The sequence below is a fragment of the Paenibacillus sp. NEAU-GSW1 genome (assembly GCF_009737085.1).
In the GTDB taxonomy this organism is placed as follows: Bacteria; Bacillota; Bacilli; order Paenibacillales; family Paenibacillaceae; genus Pristimantibacillus.
On sequence record NZ_WOVL01000004.1, the window covers coordinates 216,055 to 232,097 of the forward strand.

The 16,043-nt window shown below is 51.9% G+C and carries 12 protein-coding genes and 1 pseudogene; 3 read left to right on the forward strand and 10 right to left on the reverse strand.

Features of this window, described 5'->3' with window-relative positions:
- Positions 1-4: 4 nt before the first annotated feature.
- A complete protein-coding gene (locus GOM71_RS24285) occupies positions 5-1,381 on the reverse strand; it encodes a DUF6385 domain-containing protein (protein ID WP_253944689.1) in 1,377 nt (458 codons plus the stop codon).
- Positions 1,382-3,233: 1,852 nt separating this feature from the next.
- Between GOM71_RS24285 and GOM71_RS04275 the strand changes: the two genes are divergently transcribed.
- Together GOM71_RS04275 and GOM71_RS04280 are read left to right on the forward strand one after the other, a co-directional pair.
- Positions 3,234-3,767, forward strand: coding sequence for a hypothetical protein (locus GOM71_RS04275; protein ID WP_156278505.1), 534 nt, complete (start codon positions 3,234-3,236; stop codon positions 3,765-3,767).
- Entirely contained in the window at positions 3,768-4,352 is a 585-nt protein-coding gene (locus GOM71_RS04280; protein ID WP_156278506.1) for a hypothetical protein, read from the forward strand.
- Between the two features lie 87 nt (positions 4,353-4,439).
- On the opposite strand, the gene GOM71_RS04285 is transcribed toward GOM71_RS04280, so the two are convergent.
- The 4 genes and pseudogenes from GOM71_RS04285 to GOM71_RS04300 all read right to left on the reverse strand — a co-directional run bounded on the left by GOM71_RS04285 (position 4,440) and on the right by GOM71_RS04300 (position 8,359).
- Entirely contained in the window at positions 4,440-4,985 is a 546-nt protein-coding gene (locus GOM71_RS04285; RefSeq protein WP_156278507.1) for a glutathione peroxidase, read from the reverse strand.
- 130 nt (positions 4,986-5,115) lie between these two features.
- On the reverse strand, positions 5,116-5,613 hold the full coding sequence (locus GOM71_RS04290; RefSeq protein ID WP_156278508.1) for a CcdC family protein: 498 nt from the start codon (positions 5,611-5,613) through the stop codon (positions 5,116-5,118).
- Between the two features lie 348 nt (positions 5,614-5,961).
- Positions 5,962-6,141 (reverse strand): annotated as a pseudogene (locus tag GOM71_RS24290) (helix-turn-helix transcriptional regulator); the annotation flags it as partial.
- Positions 6,142-7,381: 1,240 nt separating this feature from the next.
- A complete protein-coding gene (locus GOM71_RS04300; RefSeq protein ID WP_156278510.1) occupies positions 7,382-8,359 on the reverse strand; it encodes an aldo/keto reductase in 978 nt (325 codons plus the stop codon).
- 217 nt (positions 8,360-8,576) lie between these two features.
- Between GOM71_RS04300 and GOM71_RS04305 the strand changes: the two genes are divergently transcribed.
- Entirely contained in the window at positions 8,577-10,310 is a 1,734-nt protein-coding gene (locus tag GOM71_RS04305; protein WP_156278511.1) for a GMC family oxidoreductase, read from the forward strand.
- A gap of 48 nt (positions 10,311-10,358) precedes the next feature.
- On the opposite strand, the gene GOM71_RS04310 is transcribed toward GOM71_RS04305, so the two are convergent.
- From GOM71_RS04310 to GOM71_RS04330, 5 genes are read right to left on the reverse strand one after another with little or no spacing between them, the layout of a single operon-like run.
- Positions 10,359-11,369, reverse strand: a complete 1,011-nt coding sequence (locus tag GOM71_RS04310; RefSeq protein ID WP_156278512.1) for an ABC transporter ATP-binding protein — start codon at positions 11,367-11,369, stop codon at positions 10,359-10,361.
- 42 nt (positions 11,370-11,411) lie between these two features.
- Entirely contained in the window at positions 11,412-12,185 is a 774-nt protein-coding gene (locus tag GOM71_RS04315; RefSeq protein ID WP_156278539.1) for an ABC transporter permease, read from the reverse strand.
- 5 nt (positions 12,186-12,190) lie between these two features.
- The gene (locus tag GOM71_RS04320) at positions 12,191-13,006 is read right to left on the reverse strand and encodes an ABC transporter permease (protein ID WP_156278513.1); all 816 of its coding nucleotides are present in this window, start codon (positions 13,004-13,006) and stop codon (positions 12,191-12,193) included.
- On the reverse strand, positions 12,997-14,205 hold the full coding sequence (locus GOM71_RS04325; protein WP_156278514.1) for a serine hydrolase domain-containing protein: 1,209 nt from the start codon (positions 14,203-14,205) through the stop codon (positions 12,997-12,999). The genes GOM71_RS04320 and GOM71_RS04325 overlap by 10 nt, the downstream gene beginning before the upstream one ends.
- A 28-nt stretch (positions 14,206-14,233) precedes the next feature.
- Entirely contained in the window at positions 14,234-15,388 is a 1,155-nt protein-coding gene (locus GOM71_RS04330; protein ID WP_156278515.1) for a serine hydrolase domain-containing protein, read from the reverse strand.
- Between the last annotated feature and the right edge of the window lie 655 nt (positions 15,389-16,043).

Sequence of the window (16,043 nt, forward strand, 5' to 3'; positions counted from 1 at the left end):
AGCCTTAAGTGCCTTGCCCGTTAAAATAAACGTCCACCGTCGTCGCGTTGCCAGCCGTCGTCGATTTCGAGGACAGCCTCGTATATTTCAGGAAGCGCTGCGGAACGAGAACCTCTACCGACCCTACCGCAATGCCCGAATCGGTCGATACGTCCGTATACCAGTTCGTTCCGTTCGCGCTTATTTCGACGATAGCATCAGCCGCATTGACACCCGGACCTCTGTTGTATACAAAGAATGAGTAAGTGCCGTATACGCTGGTCGTTACCGACATAATGGAGGCAAAAGCATCCGTTGTCGCTACGGTCAAGCTGGTTGCTTCTTGAAAGCTTTTTTGCGATATCGAGGTGACGCTGCTCAATGTACCAGCTGTAATCGTCGCTCCTAGCACTGCTGCAAGCGTACCGGTCGTGATCGTCGCTCCTAGCACCGCATCCAGCGTTCCCGCCGTGATCGTTGCTCCCGATACCGCAACTGTACCGCCTGACAATGCGACCGTGCCTCCCGAAATTGCCACTGTTCCGCCGGTAATTGTCGCTCCAAGTATCGCTGCCAATGTACCCGTCGTGATCGTCGCTCCAGACACCGCCGCCAACGTACCGGTCGTGATCGTCGCTCCTAGCACCGCATCCAGCGTTCCCGCTGTGATCGTTGCTCCCGATACCGCGACGGTACCTCCCGACAGTGCAACAGTGCCTCCCGAGATTGCCACTGTTCCGCCGGTAATTGTCGCTCCAAGTATCGCTGCCAATGTACCCGTTGTTATTGTCGCACCGGATACCGCCGCCAACGTACCCGACGTAATCGTCGCTCCTAGCACCGCATCCAGCGTTCCCGCTGTGATCGTTGCTCCCGATACCGCGACGGTACCTCCCGACAACGCGACCGTGCCTCCCGAGATTGCCACTGTTCCGCCGGTAATTGTCGCTCCAAGTATCGCTGCCAATGTACCCGTCGTGATTGTCGCTCCCAATACCGCAGCTAATGTACCCGTCGTGATCGTCGCTCCAGACACCGCCGCCAACGTACCGGTCGTGATCGTCGCTCCTAGCACCGCATCCAGCGTTCCCGCTGTGATCGTTGCTCCCGATACCGCGACGGTACCTCCCGACAACGCGACCGTGCCTCCCGAGATTGCCACCGTACCGCCGGATATTGCAACGGTTCCGCCCGATACGGCTACTGTGCCGCCGGACAGCGCAACAGTACCGCCGGTAATGGTTGTCCCAAGCACGGCGTTAATCGTTCCTCCGGCAGGTACAGTAAGCACTCGCCCAGCCGTATCCGTCGCGATTGCTTGTGAGGCGGACGTATCGTCTCTACCGAAAATGAGTGTACGCAGATTGTCCGGATTCGGATTAAACGTTGAAAAGTTCGGCATTTCATCTCACCCCTTTTTCAGCTGTAATAGGCATGGCTGACCGTTCGGACGCGTATCCGCACTGCATGTCCCGTCCCCATGCTTCCTATCCCTCTCGTTGTCCATGCTTCTATACGTTATGAGAACGAAGCAGCGATGGAAGCGGCATATGACGACCGCACATCAGCCCCATATTTGTCGGTATCCATGCCTCCCCATGCAAAAACATGTCCGACGCATATGCTAGAAAGAGCCAATTTACTGCATGTAAGGCCGATTCTGGCCTTACGCGGAGGCTCGACAGCTGCTTTTTCAGTTGTAAGGCCATTTTCGTCCTTACGCGTGCGTTGGGTGAGGTCACGAGAGACCATTCACTGCATGTAAGACCGATTCTGGCCTTACGCGGAGGCTCGACAGCTGCTTTTTCAGTTGTAAGGCCATTTTCGTACTTACGCGTGCGTTGGGTGAGGTACCGAGAGCCCATTTACTGCATGTAAGGCCGATTCTGGCCTTACGCACTGGCTCGACAGCTGCTTTTTCAGTTGTAAGGCCATTTTCGTACTTATGTGTGCGTTGGGTGAGGTCACGAGAGCTAATTTACTCCTTGTAAGGCCGGTTCTGGCCTTACGCACTGGCCCGACAGCTGCTTTTACAGTTGTAAGGCCATTTTCGTACTTACGCATGCGTTGGGTGAGGTCGCGAGAGCTAATTTACTGCATGTAAGGCCGGTTCTGGCCTTACAAGGAGGCTCGACAGCTGCTTTTTCAGTTGTAAGGCCATTTTCGTCCTTACGCATGCGTTGGGTGAGGTCCCGAGAGCTAATTTACTCCTTGTAAGGCCGATTCTGGCCTTACGCGGAGGCTCGACAGCTGCTTTTTCAGTTGTAAGGCCATTTTCGTCCTTACGCGTGCGTTGGGTGAGGTCACGAGAGCCCATTTACTGCATGTAAGGCCGATTCTGGCCTTACGCACTGGCTCGACAGCTGCTTTTACAGTTGTAAGGCCATTTTCGTCCTTACGCATGCGTTGGGTGAGGTCGCGAGAGCTAATTTACTGCATGTAAGGCCGATTCTGGCCTTACGCGGAGCTCGACAGCTGCTTTTACAGTTGTAAGGCCATTTTCGTACTTACGTGCAACGTTGGGTGAGGTCCCGAGAGCCCATTTACTGCATGTAAGGCCGGTTCTGGCCTTACGCGGAGGCTCGACAGCTGCTTTTACAGTTGTAAGGCCATTTTCGTCCTTACGTGCAACGTTGGGTGAGGTCCCGAGAGCCCATTCACTGCATGTAAGGCCGATTCTGGCCTTACGCGGAGCTCGACAGCTGCTTTTACAGTTGTAAGGCCATTTTCGTACTTACGCATGCGTTGGGTGAGGTACCAAGAGCCCATTTACTGCATGTAAGGCCGATTCTGGCCTTACGCACTGGCTCGACAGCTGCTTTTACAGTTGTAAGGCCATTTTCGTCCTTACGCATGCGTTGGGTGAGGTACCGAGAGCCCATTTACCGCATGTAAGGCCGATTCTGGCCTTACGCACTGGCTCCACAGCTGCTTTTACAGTTGTAAGGCCATTTTCGTACTTACGTGCAACGTTGGGTGAGGTCCCGAGAGCCCATTTACTGCATGTAAGGCCGGTTCTGGCCTTACGCACTGGCCCGACAGCTGCTTTTACAGTTGTAAGGCCATTTTCGTACTTACGTGCAACGTTGGGTGAGGTCCCGAGAGCCCATTTACTGCATGTAAGGCCGGTTCTGGCCTTACGCACTGTCTCCACAGCTGCTTTTTCAGTTGTAAGGCCATTTTCGTCCTTACGCGTGCGTTGGGTGAGGGCTCGAAGCATGGAACACTATTTAAAGAAGGCAAGAGGTGATCGAATGACAAACTTCTCGGTTTTTAACAATGAGAACAGCCCTCTGTATACGCTCGTGAACAACACCTACAGCAGTCCCGCCGTCATATCCTCGCCCGAGGGAGACGCCGTCAAAAACGGGCGTTTATTTACGGTAACGTCTGCAAGCACCGCCGTCGGAGGCGGCTCCAATCTGCTCATTCAAATTACAAATCCGAATGGGAGCGGCAGGACGCTTTATATATCGCAAATTACAGGCGGCATTAGCGCAGCAGCCACCCTAAATGTTTATTCCGGAGGAACGGTAACCGGAGGAACAACGCCGACACCGTTCAATCTGCGGTTCGGCAACGCGACCACAAGCATCGCCACGGCACGCACTTCGACCGGCAGCGTCGGCGGTTCGCCTACTCTGTTTCTGACAGCATTGCTTGCGGAAGGCATGTTCAACTTCCCTTTTGGCGGGGGTGTCATCGTTCCGCCTAACACATCCATCTCGATCTCAGTCGGCACCGGGGCGATTACAGCAGCAGCCAACATTACTTGGTGGGAATACTAAATGCCCAACCGACCGATCTTTGACCGCCGAAACGGACAGTACATCACCGAAAGCGTAAACGGCTATGCCGATCCGGGAACAGCGGAATCCACAGAATCCGCCGTATCCGATCAGCTGTCGAGACTCTTCTCTATCCAAGCCAGCAACAGCGCATCGCTAGGAATTCTCGGCGGAAGCGTCAATGTATCCGTACGGATCGACAATCCCGCAAATAGCGGAAGAACGCTCTATCTCAAAAAGATAATAGGCAACACATCCATATCCTTAAGCTTGCTGTCCAGCTTTTCCGGACAAGTAACGGCACTGAGCGGCGGTACGTTAACATCGCCTTCCACAGTCGTTCCAGCCAACCTGCATTTGGGCAGCTCCGTTACAAGCGTCGCCGCAACGACCTCATCCACCTCCGCTGTAAGCGGCGGCACTACGTTTGTGCTGTACCCATTATTTCCCGGAGGTTTTGGAATCGACTTCAACGGCAGCGTAAACGTTCCTCCGGGACAGACGCTTTCCGCAAACGTCGTCGGCTCGCTGAGCGTACTAGGGGTGTTGGGCACGGCTATTGAGGTTATATGGTGGGAAATCTGACCGAGCAAATACCTTTTTGCCAACAAAAAAAAAGCTTCCGCACCCATTCGGGGTGTGAAAGCTTTTCTACTGCTGACAGGTTAGAATTTACAGCAGCTTTTCAATGTCTGCCGCCATGCTGAGCGGCTCCTCGGTCGACTCGTAACGTTTCACGACATTGCCTTCGCGATCCACGAGAAACTTAGTGAAATTCCATTTGATCGAATCGCCTTCCAGAAAAGCAGGAAGCTTCTCGCGCAAGAAGGAATCGAGCATTTTGCCGCTTGGCTCGCCAGTATTAAAACCGCCAAACGGAGCCTGCTCCGTCAAAAAGCGGAACAACGGATGCGCATCATCGCCGCGAACGTCGGTTTTCGCAAAAAGCGGGAACGTTACGCCGTAATTGAGCTGACAAAAGCTTTGCACATCCGAATTGGTGCCCGGCTCCTGCTCGCCAAACTGATTGCTCGGGAAGCCCAGTATTTCGAGGCCCTGCTCCTTATATTGCTCATACACCTTTTGCAAATCACTGTATTGCGGCGTGAAGCCGCATTTGCTCGCTGTGTTGACGATCACAAGCGCTTTTCCTTTATATTGCTCCAGGCTTACTTTCTCTCCTGAAATTTTCTCCGCATCAAATGAATAAATCGACATGCCGCATTCCTCCCGATAGTTACATTTTATAAAATTAAATTGTATACAATTTATTAAACAATAATAGCACAGCTAGACAGGCAAAGTCAAACTTTGGCGCCTGCTCTGCACTATTTTTTTAATGATCCGCTTACAACTCATTCGCTGTTTCTGCCTTGCTCAGCCGCACATAATCGCTGACCATCGCAAGCCGCCACGGAATAATCATTCCGAATGCGAGCAAGTAGAAAATCGCCCCCGTTTGCGGAATGGACATGTACTGCTCGACGACGGAGTGTAGCGATAGCCGGATCATAAACAAAGTGACCATAATAAAAATAAAAGCTTTGGAGCGTTTCACATAAATATCCGATTCAATCCGCTCCAGCCGCGTTGTCACGATGAGCGGGAACGCAAATATGAGCATACCCGTGCCAAACGCCGACAGTCCCCACAGAAAAGGAATATGCATAAAAGGAAAGGCGAACATCATAAAGCCCGTCGCCATCCCCATCGGCGGAATAATAATTTTACGCAGCGACGTCGGCTGTTTGCCTGCACGGATGCGCATAAAGATTAAGAAGCTTCCGGCCAGCATCGAAACGATGATCGCGGCGATTTGCATAAATTCAGTCGAAAACTGGAACATTAGTCGATGCCTCCGTCCTTCCTCGAGTCTCCGTTTGGTTCATCCGTTCTATCCGTTAGCAACGGACACAGAAGACGCTATTTATCCGTTTTGTCCGGTTTTTGCAAGCTAACGGAGATGAGAGACGTTATTGCCTCCATTTTGGCTCCTCAGAGCTCATTTTCACGAAATAAGGTCTCCTTTGTCCGTCAGCATGTAAACATCCGTCATTCGGTATAAATAACAGCTTCCATGTCCGTTAGCGTCTAATGTAATGCAACAACATCTGTATCCATGGTACTTCAAATTCAAATCTACTTCAAACGCAGCGCCTTCCGCCAAAAGGCATCAGTCAGCAAGCCGCTGCCGCTAAGCCTTCAGCTGGCTGCGGTACGTTTTCGGCGAGACGCCTTCTTGCTTTTTGAACACTTGGCTGAAATACTTTTCATCCCGAAAGCCAACCATCTCGGCGATCTTCGCTACGCGCAGGTTCGGATTTTGCATGAGCAGCTTCGCCTTCTCCAGCCGGTAACCGGTAATGTAGTCGGAATCGCCGGCAAAGTCGGCGAGAACGCTTGGATGGACGGCATGCAAGCCGATTGGGATAAGTTGAAAAAAAGAAATTTTAAAGAGGCTGCGCACCGTCACTCGATGACGTGGCACAGCCTCTTTTGCTATATATGGCATATCACGATAAAGGTTACAAGCTTACTGCGCAGTCTAATGTTCCTACGATCGCCATTGCTCCCAGACTCCTCTGATTGAATATGCCAAGGCAGGAGTCCGTGAGCAAAAGCGAACGCTATCGCTTCTCCAGAATCATTCGACTGCTCCATTACGGACTAGCCCCTCAAGAAAAGAAAAAACATCATACTAGAGCTTTCTCACATGCCCGAGAAGCACCTCGGAGGTGATCCAGCGGCGGAAAATAAGAAACAATGCGATTGGCAAAATGCTGACGATTGCTCCGTATCTCAGCGTGTCTATCGGATCGACGCCGGACTGGAATAAACTCTATAGCGATCTTGAGAAGCGACAAAAACAAATGAATATAAATAAGAGTTCCAAAATGCAATGAGCTGGAGCACGCCAAGCGCGAGAAGCGGTTTCCATACTTTAGGGATGAATAAGAAGATAAAAGCATGAGCTTCGCCTTTGCCATTCGCTTCTGCTTGTTCCTTCAGCTCCGAATAACGGCTGTTGAAAATACTTTTTAGCCACTGCAAATGCGAGCAGACCGCTTGCAACCATACAGTATTTCCATATGCGCTAAAATACGGTCATGCGATCCCTCCGCTTCTAAACGAATCAAACGTTGTTAGTTTTTCCCATTTGATTGTACTGGAAGCATATTCGAGGGGCAACCGTCTTTTTATGTTTTTGCGTGCACTAAACTTAATCCGCGAAAAAAAGACCGCCCTTGGCAGGCGGTCTCCAGCGTTGTTACGCTCGAAGCGAGCATATCCCGTCTTCCGGCCTTTTAGCAAGACAGCGGATTGTTGCCCCTTGCGAGCTTTAGCGAAGCAGCTTCGTTGTTTTAAGAAGCTTTTTTCGCTAATCCGTACAGCTTGTTCAAGCAATGATGCGATAACGAATCAAGATTCGCTACTCAGGAAAACCAATTCGCAATTAGCGAAACAATTTTCGCTAATCTCCTCGTCTAAGCCTCAGAATGCTCTTTTGCCTCCAATTAAGGAAACAGGCTTCGTTATATAGCGAAGCTGCTTCGCTATAATCGCAGCTTACCCAGCGAAAACTTAACCCGACAGGCGTATCCCGTCGCTCACCCTTAATACGAGCCGCGAATGAACGGCTTCACTTGCTCTTCGTAGAACTGGCGCAGGCGCTGCTGCTCGGCAGACGTGAACGACGGCACATTTAGCGCCGCCAGGTTGTCCTCTACTTGGCCCACGTTGCGGAAGCCCGGAATGACGCAGGTAACCCCCTCCTGATCCAGCAGCCAGCGCAGCGCAGCGCGGGTCATGCTTTCCCGTCCCTCGGCGATCCAGCGCAGCTGTTCAGCGAGTTCGACCCCTTTGGCGAAGCCAAGTCCGGCGAACGTCTCGCCGACGTTGAACTGCTCGCCGTTCTCGTTGAACCGGCGGTGATCGCCTTCTTCGAATGTCGACTGCGGCGTAAATTTGCCGGTCAGCAGCCCGCTTGCAAGCGGCAGCCGCACCAAGATCGCCACGCCGCGGCGCTTCGCTTCGCCAAGCAGCTGCTCCAGCGGCTTTTGCCGGAAAATATTGACGATCACCTGCAGCGCCCTCACGTTCGGCTGCTCCAAGCAGAACAAACCTTCCTCGACCGATTCGACGCTCACGCCGTAATGGCGCACTTTGCCTTCCTCGACGAGCTTATCCAATACACCGAATACATGTCCCTCTTTCAAAATCGACAGCGGCGGGCAGTGGATCTGATACAGATCCAGCCGTTCCCGCTCAAGACGCTTCAGACTCGCTTCACAGTACGCGCGGACAGAAGCTTCCGAATAAGTTGCCGGATCGTGAATGTCGCCTGCGCGGCAAAATTTAGTGGCGATATGAATTTTATCCTCGCGCCCTTTGGTCGCCTGCGCCAACAGCCGTTCACTATGGCCGTCCCCGTAAACGTCCGCCGTATCAAAGAAGTTCACGCCTGCTTCCATCGCTGCGTCTAGCGCGAGCAGCGACTGCTTGTCGTCAACCTTCCCCCACGAACCGCCGATCGCCCATGTGCCAAAGCTAATCTCGCTTACTTGTAAATCGCCCAACTGACGGTATTTCATAACGGAATCCGCCTCCTGCTCCTATGTATTAAATGTCTTGGAATCTTACTCGTTCATTGCTCATTCAGTGTACTTCATCCGATGCCGGCTTCTCAAGTGAAGTTCAAGATACGTCGGCACTCCTGTATTTTTTGAAAAAATATCCATATATATATGTTTGTAGTGTGCCGGAACACGGCGCTTAATTCATACTGTCTATCGGAAAGGAAGGTTGAGCTTGGCCAAAAAAATATTCGATTATATCGTAATCGGAACCGGCACCGCCGGGGGCATCGTCGCAAAGGAATTAACGGATGACAACCGCACCTCGGTTCTCATGCTTGAAGCGGGAACCAATATGACCAATGAATTAAGCAGCCCTTCACTAGAGACGGCGACTATATTAGCTACCGACAACAAATTTTCATTTAATATTCTTTCTTCGTTTCAGCCGTCTATCGGCCGTCTGCTGCGCTTGTCACTGGGCAGAGCTATCGGCGGAAGCTCTGAGCATAATGCGATGTACGCCGTCCGCGGAAGCAAAGAGCTGTATGATGAATGGGCAGGACTAGTCGGCGATCAATGGAGCTATAATCAACTCAGCCCTTTATTCGTCCAAAATGAAACCTACACAGGCGTGTCGCAAACGCCAAGCGAGCGCGGAACCAAAGGCCCGATTTTCGTCAGACAGCAAATTGTTCCGAATGGCGGGCTTACGGAGATTTTAGCTCAAGCCGCTTCAGCTGCGCTAGGCATCCCCCTTGTCGAGGACTACAACACCGGCATAAGAGATTGTACGTTTACCAAATCGCAGTTTATCCAGCAGCAAGTAAATGGAAAGCTTGTCCGCTCATCTACCGCAACCGGCTATTTAAATCAAACTATTGTATCCCAAGGCAATCAGACTAACCCGGATGAATTTGGCGTCGGCCATCGCAGATTAGTTATTTTTGCCAAGACGACTGTGAACAAAATATTGTTACGTAAAAAACATAAGGATATTGTTGCCGTCGGCGTGGAATATGTCCGAAACGGCATATCCCAAAGAGCATTTGCCCGTAAAGGAGTCATCGTCTCTGCCGGCAGCTTCTCATCTGTTATATTGCAGCGCTCGGGAATCGGAAGCACAGCTGATCTCGCCAAGGCAGGCATTTCGACGGTAGTCGAGAGCCCGAATGTCGGCCACCATTTTCAGGCGCATCAATCGATTGCAATGGGGGTCGAGGTAGAAACGAGCCGGTTGCTGCAAGTCATCGCTTCCGATCCGAACCAGCCCATCCCGCTTGGCGCCTTTAAAAAAGAAGACGGTCCCGGACGACGCTTGCAGCTGTTGGCCGTACCTGTGCCATTCATTTTGCCTGCGCAGGAAGTCGCCATTAACAACTGGGTATTCAATCCGCAGAAGCCAAGCAATGTCATGAGCATCGCCATCGTCGATCTGAATCCAAAAAGCAGAGGCACGATCACCGTAGCGCACAGCGACCCCGAAGCTTATCCGTCCGTCAACTTCAATCCGTTCGAAAATCCGGATGATTTGACGTTTATGGTAAGCCAGTACATTGAAACGTACAAGATTATGAAGAAAGCTCGCGAATTGGATCCGGAAGGGCTGTATAAAGTCGTTTTTCCGCCAGAAGCGATTTTCGAAATACCGGATGAAATCGAAAAACGGACCGCTTTATCCGCCTATGCCTTGGCCTCCCTCTCGACCTTTGATCATTTCGGCGGGCAGTGCAAAATGGCGCGAACGATTCAAGAAGGCGTTGTAGACGGGTTTCTCAACGTCTTTGGCGTCAAAAATGTGAAAGTGGCCGATCTTTCGATAGCGCCGATTTTGCCCGACGGCAACACATCGCTGCCTGCCCAAATTATTGGCTTGAACGCTGTGCGTTTTTTACGCGAGGAGCCGACTCCATGCTTATTAAACGACGGCGACTTTGACATTGAAGAAGATTTTGATGACGATGAATAATAAAAAACTCCCCTTCGGCCGTACTGCCCGAATGGGAGTTTTTCTGCTTTAGGACAATTTGGACCCGGACGCCGCTGTTTCGGCAAGCGCATCCTCCAAATACAGCTCCTTCATAATCGATTCAATCGGCACCGATTCAATGTCCATATCTGCGATGCCATACGCTTCATTAAATTCATGGATGAACCGTTTGAGCGGCAGCAGGTCGGTATCGATTTCGACGGCGATCTCATGCGAACCTATCCGCTCCGCGATAGTAAGCCCGGGAAGTCCGATATCCGGTACCGTCGTTTCCGTCGTGAGACGAACCGACTTTTTATGTCCGACTCGGCTTCTCAAGCCGCCAAGCGAATCATCAAAGACGATGCCTCCATGATTGATGACGATGACCCGCTCCGCAAGCATCTCGACATCCTCCAAATCATGCGTCGTCAAAATGAACGTAACGCCTTGGCGGTTCATGCTGCGCACAAAGGCGCGGATGTTTTCTTTGGCAATCATATCAAGGCCAATCGTCGGCTCATCCAGAAACACAATTTCCGGACGATGCAGCATCGCCATAATAAATTCGCATTTCATCCGTTCCCCAAGGGAGAGCTGCCGCGTAGGCTTGCGCATCACATCGCCCACCTCCAACAGCTCGACAAGCTCATCGAGCGTGGCCCGGTATTGCCAATCCGGCACGCCGTAGATCGCTTTGTTCATATAAAAAGCGTCAGCGGGGGGAATGTCCCACAGCAACTGCGATTTTTGCCCGAAGACCGCTCCGATCTTCCCCACATATTCGCGCCGCTGCTTCCACGGCACGAGGCCAAGCGCTTTGACTTCGCCAGACGTAGGGTGAAGCACCCCAGTCAGCATTTTGAGCGTAGTCGATTTTCCTGCGCCGTTCGGTCCGAGAAAAGCGAGCATTTCCCCCTGCGGCACGGAAAACGACAACTCGTTAACCGCTCGAACTTCTTTCATCGGCCGCTTGATCAAATTTTTAGCCACTTCCCGCAGCGTATGCCCGCGTTCGTGAATCATATAAGTTTTCGTTAAATTCCGAACTTCTATCATCTAGATTCGTCGCTCCTTCCTGTCTACGTCTCCGTCAAAGGCTTATCCGCCCGCGCTCGTATAGCCTTTTAGCATTCGATTCCAATACAAAACGCCAAGCGCGAAAAAGATGGCGGCGGGCGCCAATGCCCAGAGCGTCGAAAGCCCGGTGCGCCCGAGCAATGCCGAGGCCGGCACGAACGCGATTAGGCCTACAGGCAGCACGTAGGTCAATATATTTTGCAGCGACTTGGAAAAGATCGTCCCCGGGTACATGCCAAAGCTCGTCACCGCGTCAAAAATATCAAATACGCGGCTGCTGCCAACCCAGCGGAACAGCATCCCCGATAGAAACAACGATACGGCGCATAAAATAACGATTGAAGCGATAAAAAGCAATCCGAACTGCAACCAGTTGCTCCAACCCAGCATCGGCAATCCGCTGAGCGCAAAGCCGAAAATAACAGCGCCGCTGAATAGACGGCCGAAATCGTCGGGATCGAATCCGGCAAGCATCGCCATGAGCATGACCGGACGCGGACGCAGCAGCAGCAAATCGAACGTGCCTTCCCGCACTTGTCCGAGCGTCGTCCCGACCATCCCGAAGAAGAACGGAAACGCGATCCCTTTCGCAAGCGCGAATACAGCCTGGATCAGAAGCGCTTCGTGCATCGTCCAACCTGGAAAAGATGCGCCCGAGCCGTATAATAGCAACGTTATGAGCGGAATAACCATGTCTCCCGCCACAAGAAGCAGCACGCTTAGAATGAAATGGCTCCGGTACGCCATTTGCTCCGCAAGCTTTGTGCGCATGACGGCAGCCAAGCAATATAGCATTCCTCTCACACGCCCACCCCCGTAAACCTGCGCATTGCCGCTCCGTACAACAGAAGCATAACTGCAGCTGTGACGGCTACGGCTGCGGCCTGCAGCCCCACAGCTTGCGCAATTGTCAGGTGAATGCCCGCAAGCTCGTAGTCGCCTATATAGACGCGCGTTGGCAAGTAGGTGATATACTGAAACGGAAGGAACAACAACAGCTTCTGCAGCACTTCCGGAAAGAAGGTCAGCGGAACAAAGACGCCGGCGCTAACGTCCTTCAACAGCAGAAACACGCGGCGAACGCCTTCCGCTCTCACGAGCCAGAAGGCTGTCAGGCCTACGCAATAATTGATCATGAAATTCATCAGAAAGCTAAGCAGAATGGATAGAACAGCCCAGCCCGGAGCGGCCGGCTTCATATTGACGCCGAACACGAAAATAAACAGCGCCATCACTGGCAGCACCTCGATCCAGAGCGCCAGGGAGCGATGCCCGATCTTTTGCGAGAGAGCGAACAGCCAATGCGGCAGCGGCCGCAGTGCGAAGGTAACGAACTTCCCGCTGCGGACGAGCATCTGCAAATTCCAATCGGCAAAGTCGAATGAGACGTAATGGATAAGCGTCGCAACGCCGTAATAAGCGAGCATTTGCGGGTAGGTTAGGCCGTTTATCGTATCTCGGCCCTCAAACATCGCATGCCAGATAAACACTTGCACCAGAAAAAGAACCGGGCCTACCAGCAAGGAAGCGGCCATATGCGAGCGGAAGGCCGCCCACTCCTTGTAGGTAGCGAAGCCGATGGCCCGTATGACAGCGGCCAGTCTTCTCACAGCCATCCCGAACCGATAATGTTCTGCGTCCCGGTAATCGATTCCGGGCACCACTCTACATTGGACGGCACGAAAAACGCAATGACCGCCTTATGCTTCGGATCGACCATCAGCTTGCAGCGGCCGGCTCCTTCATGGCCGTATGTGCCTTCCGGCATCCATTCGCCCGGACCGGTAATGGAAGCGCCAAGTCCATAAGTGAACTCAGTAATTTTGCCTCCCCAGCAAAAGCCTTTAACACCGCTGCCCAGCGTATTGCTCGCCAGCTTCTCAATCGATTTCCGCGATACGATGCGAACGCCGTTATAATGCCCCCCGTTCAGCAGCATTTGTCCAAACAGGAACAGATCATCGAGAGTAGAATAAAGCCCTCCTCCCGCTCTTGGAGGGGCATACTTGCGATTTTCGTGCTCGTCGAGCCGCTGCTTCTCGAATTCGTTAATGACACAAACCTCGCTATGCAGCTCCGCAGGCACGTCGAAGAACGTGCGGTTCATGCCAAGCGGCTTTGCGATTTTGTCCAATATATACTGTTCATACGGCATCCCGCTTGCACGTGCAATAATTTCGCCAAGGACAGCGTAGCCTGCCGACGAATAGATCCACTGCTCTCCCGGTGCCGCCAGCGGCTTGCCGGACAAAACAGCCTTAAGCCATGCGCTGCAACGCTGTTTCTCCAATTCATCAGCATTCTTCACCGCATACGGCCCTTCCGTGTCGGGCTCGAACGCAAATACGATGTTCCACCAGCCCATCGGGTACGGCTCCAAATAATAGAACGGATCCGCCTGAATGCCTGACGTGTGGGTGAGCAAATGCCAAATTTGCACCTTTTCGTACATCGGATTTTTAAATTCCTCAATCCATTCCGAAACCGATTGTCGCAAAAACAGCTTGCCTTGCTCGATTAATTGAAAGACCGCGACCGCGGTAAACAGCTTCGTTACGGACGCGATTCTGCGAATGGAATCGGTGCGCAGCTCAGCTGATTCCGGGCTTTCGTAGTGCAGTGATCCAGACGCTCCTTTGGCGAATACAATACCATCTTGCGAAAGCAAATACGATGCGCATTGGAGCTTGTTATCAAGGATCAGCTGTTGAAAATGCCGCTCCAGACGCCCGAGCGTTTCCGCATCGAAGCCGGCTTTCTGCAGCGCTGCGCGGTCTATTGCATCGGATACTCCCGATATTTCTGATACAGACATGGGCTTACCTCCGCTATTCAAAGTGATTTTAAAGCAAACCTGACCAAACGATCGCCCGCGGCGTTACAACCGACTCGTTCGTATATCCTTTTGGACTCGGCACAAAAAACGCGAATACGAGCTCCTCTGCCGGATCGACGTACAAACCGCAATGCCCGTAGCCTTCGTGAGAAAAGGTTCCTTTACTGCAAATATCGAAATGCTCTAGCGACCAGCCGAGCCCGTACTTATAATCGTTGTAGCTGCTTCCCCAGCCGTTATATGCCACGCCGTTCAAATGATTCGTCGTTTGCAGCTCTACCGCGCGCCGGGAAATAATGCGATTGCCGTTGCCTGACCCGCCATCCAGCATCATTTGACCCAATTTCCACAAGTCCTCTAAATTGGAATACAAGCCGTTGCCCGATTTGGGAGGCGCGCCGCTGTCTTCCTCCCGAGGATTGTAAATTTGTTCCCGCTCCCATTCGTTTGTGACGCACACGTTGTCTCTAAGCGGCTCAGGCACTTGAAAAAAGGTGTTGCTCATCCCGAGAGGCTGTAAAATTTCCTCGGCAATATATTGTTCATACGGCTTGCCCGTCACCTTCGCAATGATTTCTCCCAGCACCGCATAGCCGCTCGTGCAATAGATCCATTCTTTGTCCGGCATGTCCTGCAGCGGCCCGGATAAAATCGCCTTAATCCAGCCGATATCCTGGCCCTTCTTGTTCAATTCGCGAACCGCCCATTCGAACCATGGCAAACTGTACGGCTCCATAAAAAAACCAGGATCGCCGCGCAGGCCGGAAGTATGCGTCAATAGGTGAAACACAGTGATGGCGCGATGTTTGTCGGTATCGAATTCCGGTATAATGCTGCTTACCTGCTGAGTCAACATCAACAGTCCGCGATCAATCAATTGATGGATTGCCAAAGCTGTAAACGCTTTCGTTATGGAGTAAACTTTGCGAATCGAAGCGGGCTCCAGCTCCGCGCTGCCTTCGTCCGGACCAAGCATCCCGAGCGAGCGATGCGCAATTACTTTTCCTTTGCGTGAAATGAGATAGCCCGCCGCTTGAATCGTACCTTTCTCAATTAAATCGGCGTAATGGTCGTCCAGCCGGCGCAGGCTGTCCGAATCGAATCCTACGGCCTCGGGACTCGCATCTGTCCAGCCTTCATGATTCGGTATCGTAGTCCGCATGTCCAAACACCCTCCCTATTGATATATTAATTTCCAGTCTGTTTTCCATTTTAAGGTTGATTATGTAAGCTGTCTAATGTTTTTTTGCACAAATTTGCAAAAATAAAAAAAAGCGCGCCATAACGCCTTTCATGTTTCGCCGTCGCCATTGACGTCGCAGTCCCTGTCGCTTTCGCACGAATAGCTGTTATGGCTCTCCCCGCCGCCTTCAGACAATTAACGTACCCACTTTGCTTTATTGCGAAGCTATCTTCGCTAATTCGTACCTGCTCGCATCATCTCCACTGTCTAACGAAACGTTCTTCGCTATCCGAGCACCTTCGTTCGCTATTAGAGTAACTGGATTCGTTATCCGCGCGTACGCACACTCCCAACCGACCAGCAGCGAAATTCACTTCGTTATTTAGCGAGGCTGCTTCGCTAATCCGCAAGAGTATGCATCTGCAGCCCAAACAAGAGGCTGTCCCATAAGTCATGAAAATGACGATGGGATACCCCTTTTTTATCTGGGTTAAACAGTAAACTGCTCATTTAAATGTTCTTCCGATCGCCATTGCTCAGGGATTCCTTTGAATCAACGAGGTAAGGTTGGGATCCCTTCACAAAAACGAACGCTGACGCTTCTCCAGAATCATTTAAATGCTCCGTCTACCCT

Excerpts from the sequence above, each read along its gene's own strand:
- GOM71_RS04300 (WP_156278510.1), bottom strand. The coding sequence starts at position 8,359 with ATGAAATACCGTCAGTTGGGCGATTTACAAGTAAGCGAGATTAGCTTT.
- GOM71_RS04315 (WP_156278539.1), bottom strand. The coding sequence starts at position 12,185 with ATGCTATATTGCTTGGCTGCCGTCATGCGCACAAAGCTTGCGGAGCAA.
- GOM71_RS04330 (WP_156278515.1), bottom strand. The coding sequence starts at position 15,388 with ATGCGGACTACGATACCGAATCATGAAGGCTGGACAGATGCGAGTCCC.
- GOM71_RS04285 (WP_156278507.1), bottom strand. The coding sequence starts at position 4,985 with ATGTCGATTTATTCATTTGATGCGGAGAAAATTTCAGGAGAGAAAGTA.
- GOM71_RS04325 (WP_156278514.1), bottom strand. The coding sequence starts at position 14,205 with ATGTCTGTATCAGAAATATCGGGAGTATCCGATGCAATAGACCGCGCA.
- GOM71_RS04280 (WP_156278506.1), top strand. The coding sequence starts at position 3,768 with ATGCCCAACCGACCGATCTTTGACCGCCGAAACGGACAGTACATCACC.
- GOM71_RS04310 (WP_156278512.1), bottom strand. The coding sequence starts at position 11,369 with ATGATAGAAGTTCGGAATTTAACGAAAACTTATATGATTCACGAACGC.
- GOM71_RS04275 (WP_156278505.1), top strand. The coding sequence starts at position 3,234 with ATGACAAACTTCTCGGTTTTTAACAATGAGAACAGCCCTCTGTATACG.
- GOM71_RS04320 (WP_156278513.1), bottom strand. The coding sequence starts at position 13,006 with ATGGCTGTGAGAAGACTGGCCGCTGTCATACGGGCCATCGGCTTCGCT.
- GOM71_RS04290 (WP_156278508.1), bottom strand. The coding sequence starts at position 5,613 with ATGTTCCAGTTTTCGACTGAATTTATGCAAATCGCCGCGATCATCGTT.
- GOM71_RS24285 (WP_253944689.1), bottom strand. The coding sequence starts at position 1,381 with ATGCCGAACTTTTCAACGTTTAATCCGAATCCGGACAATCTGCGTACA.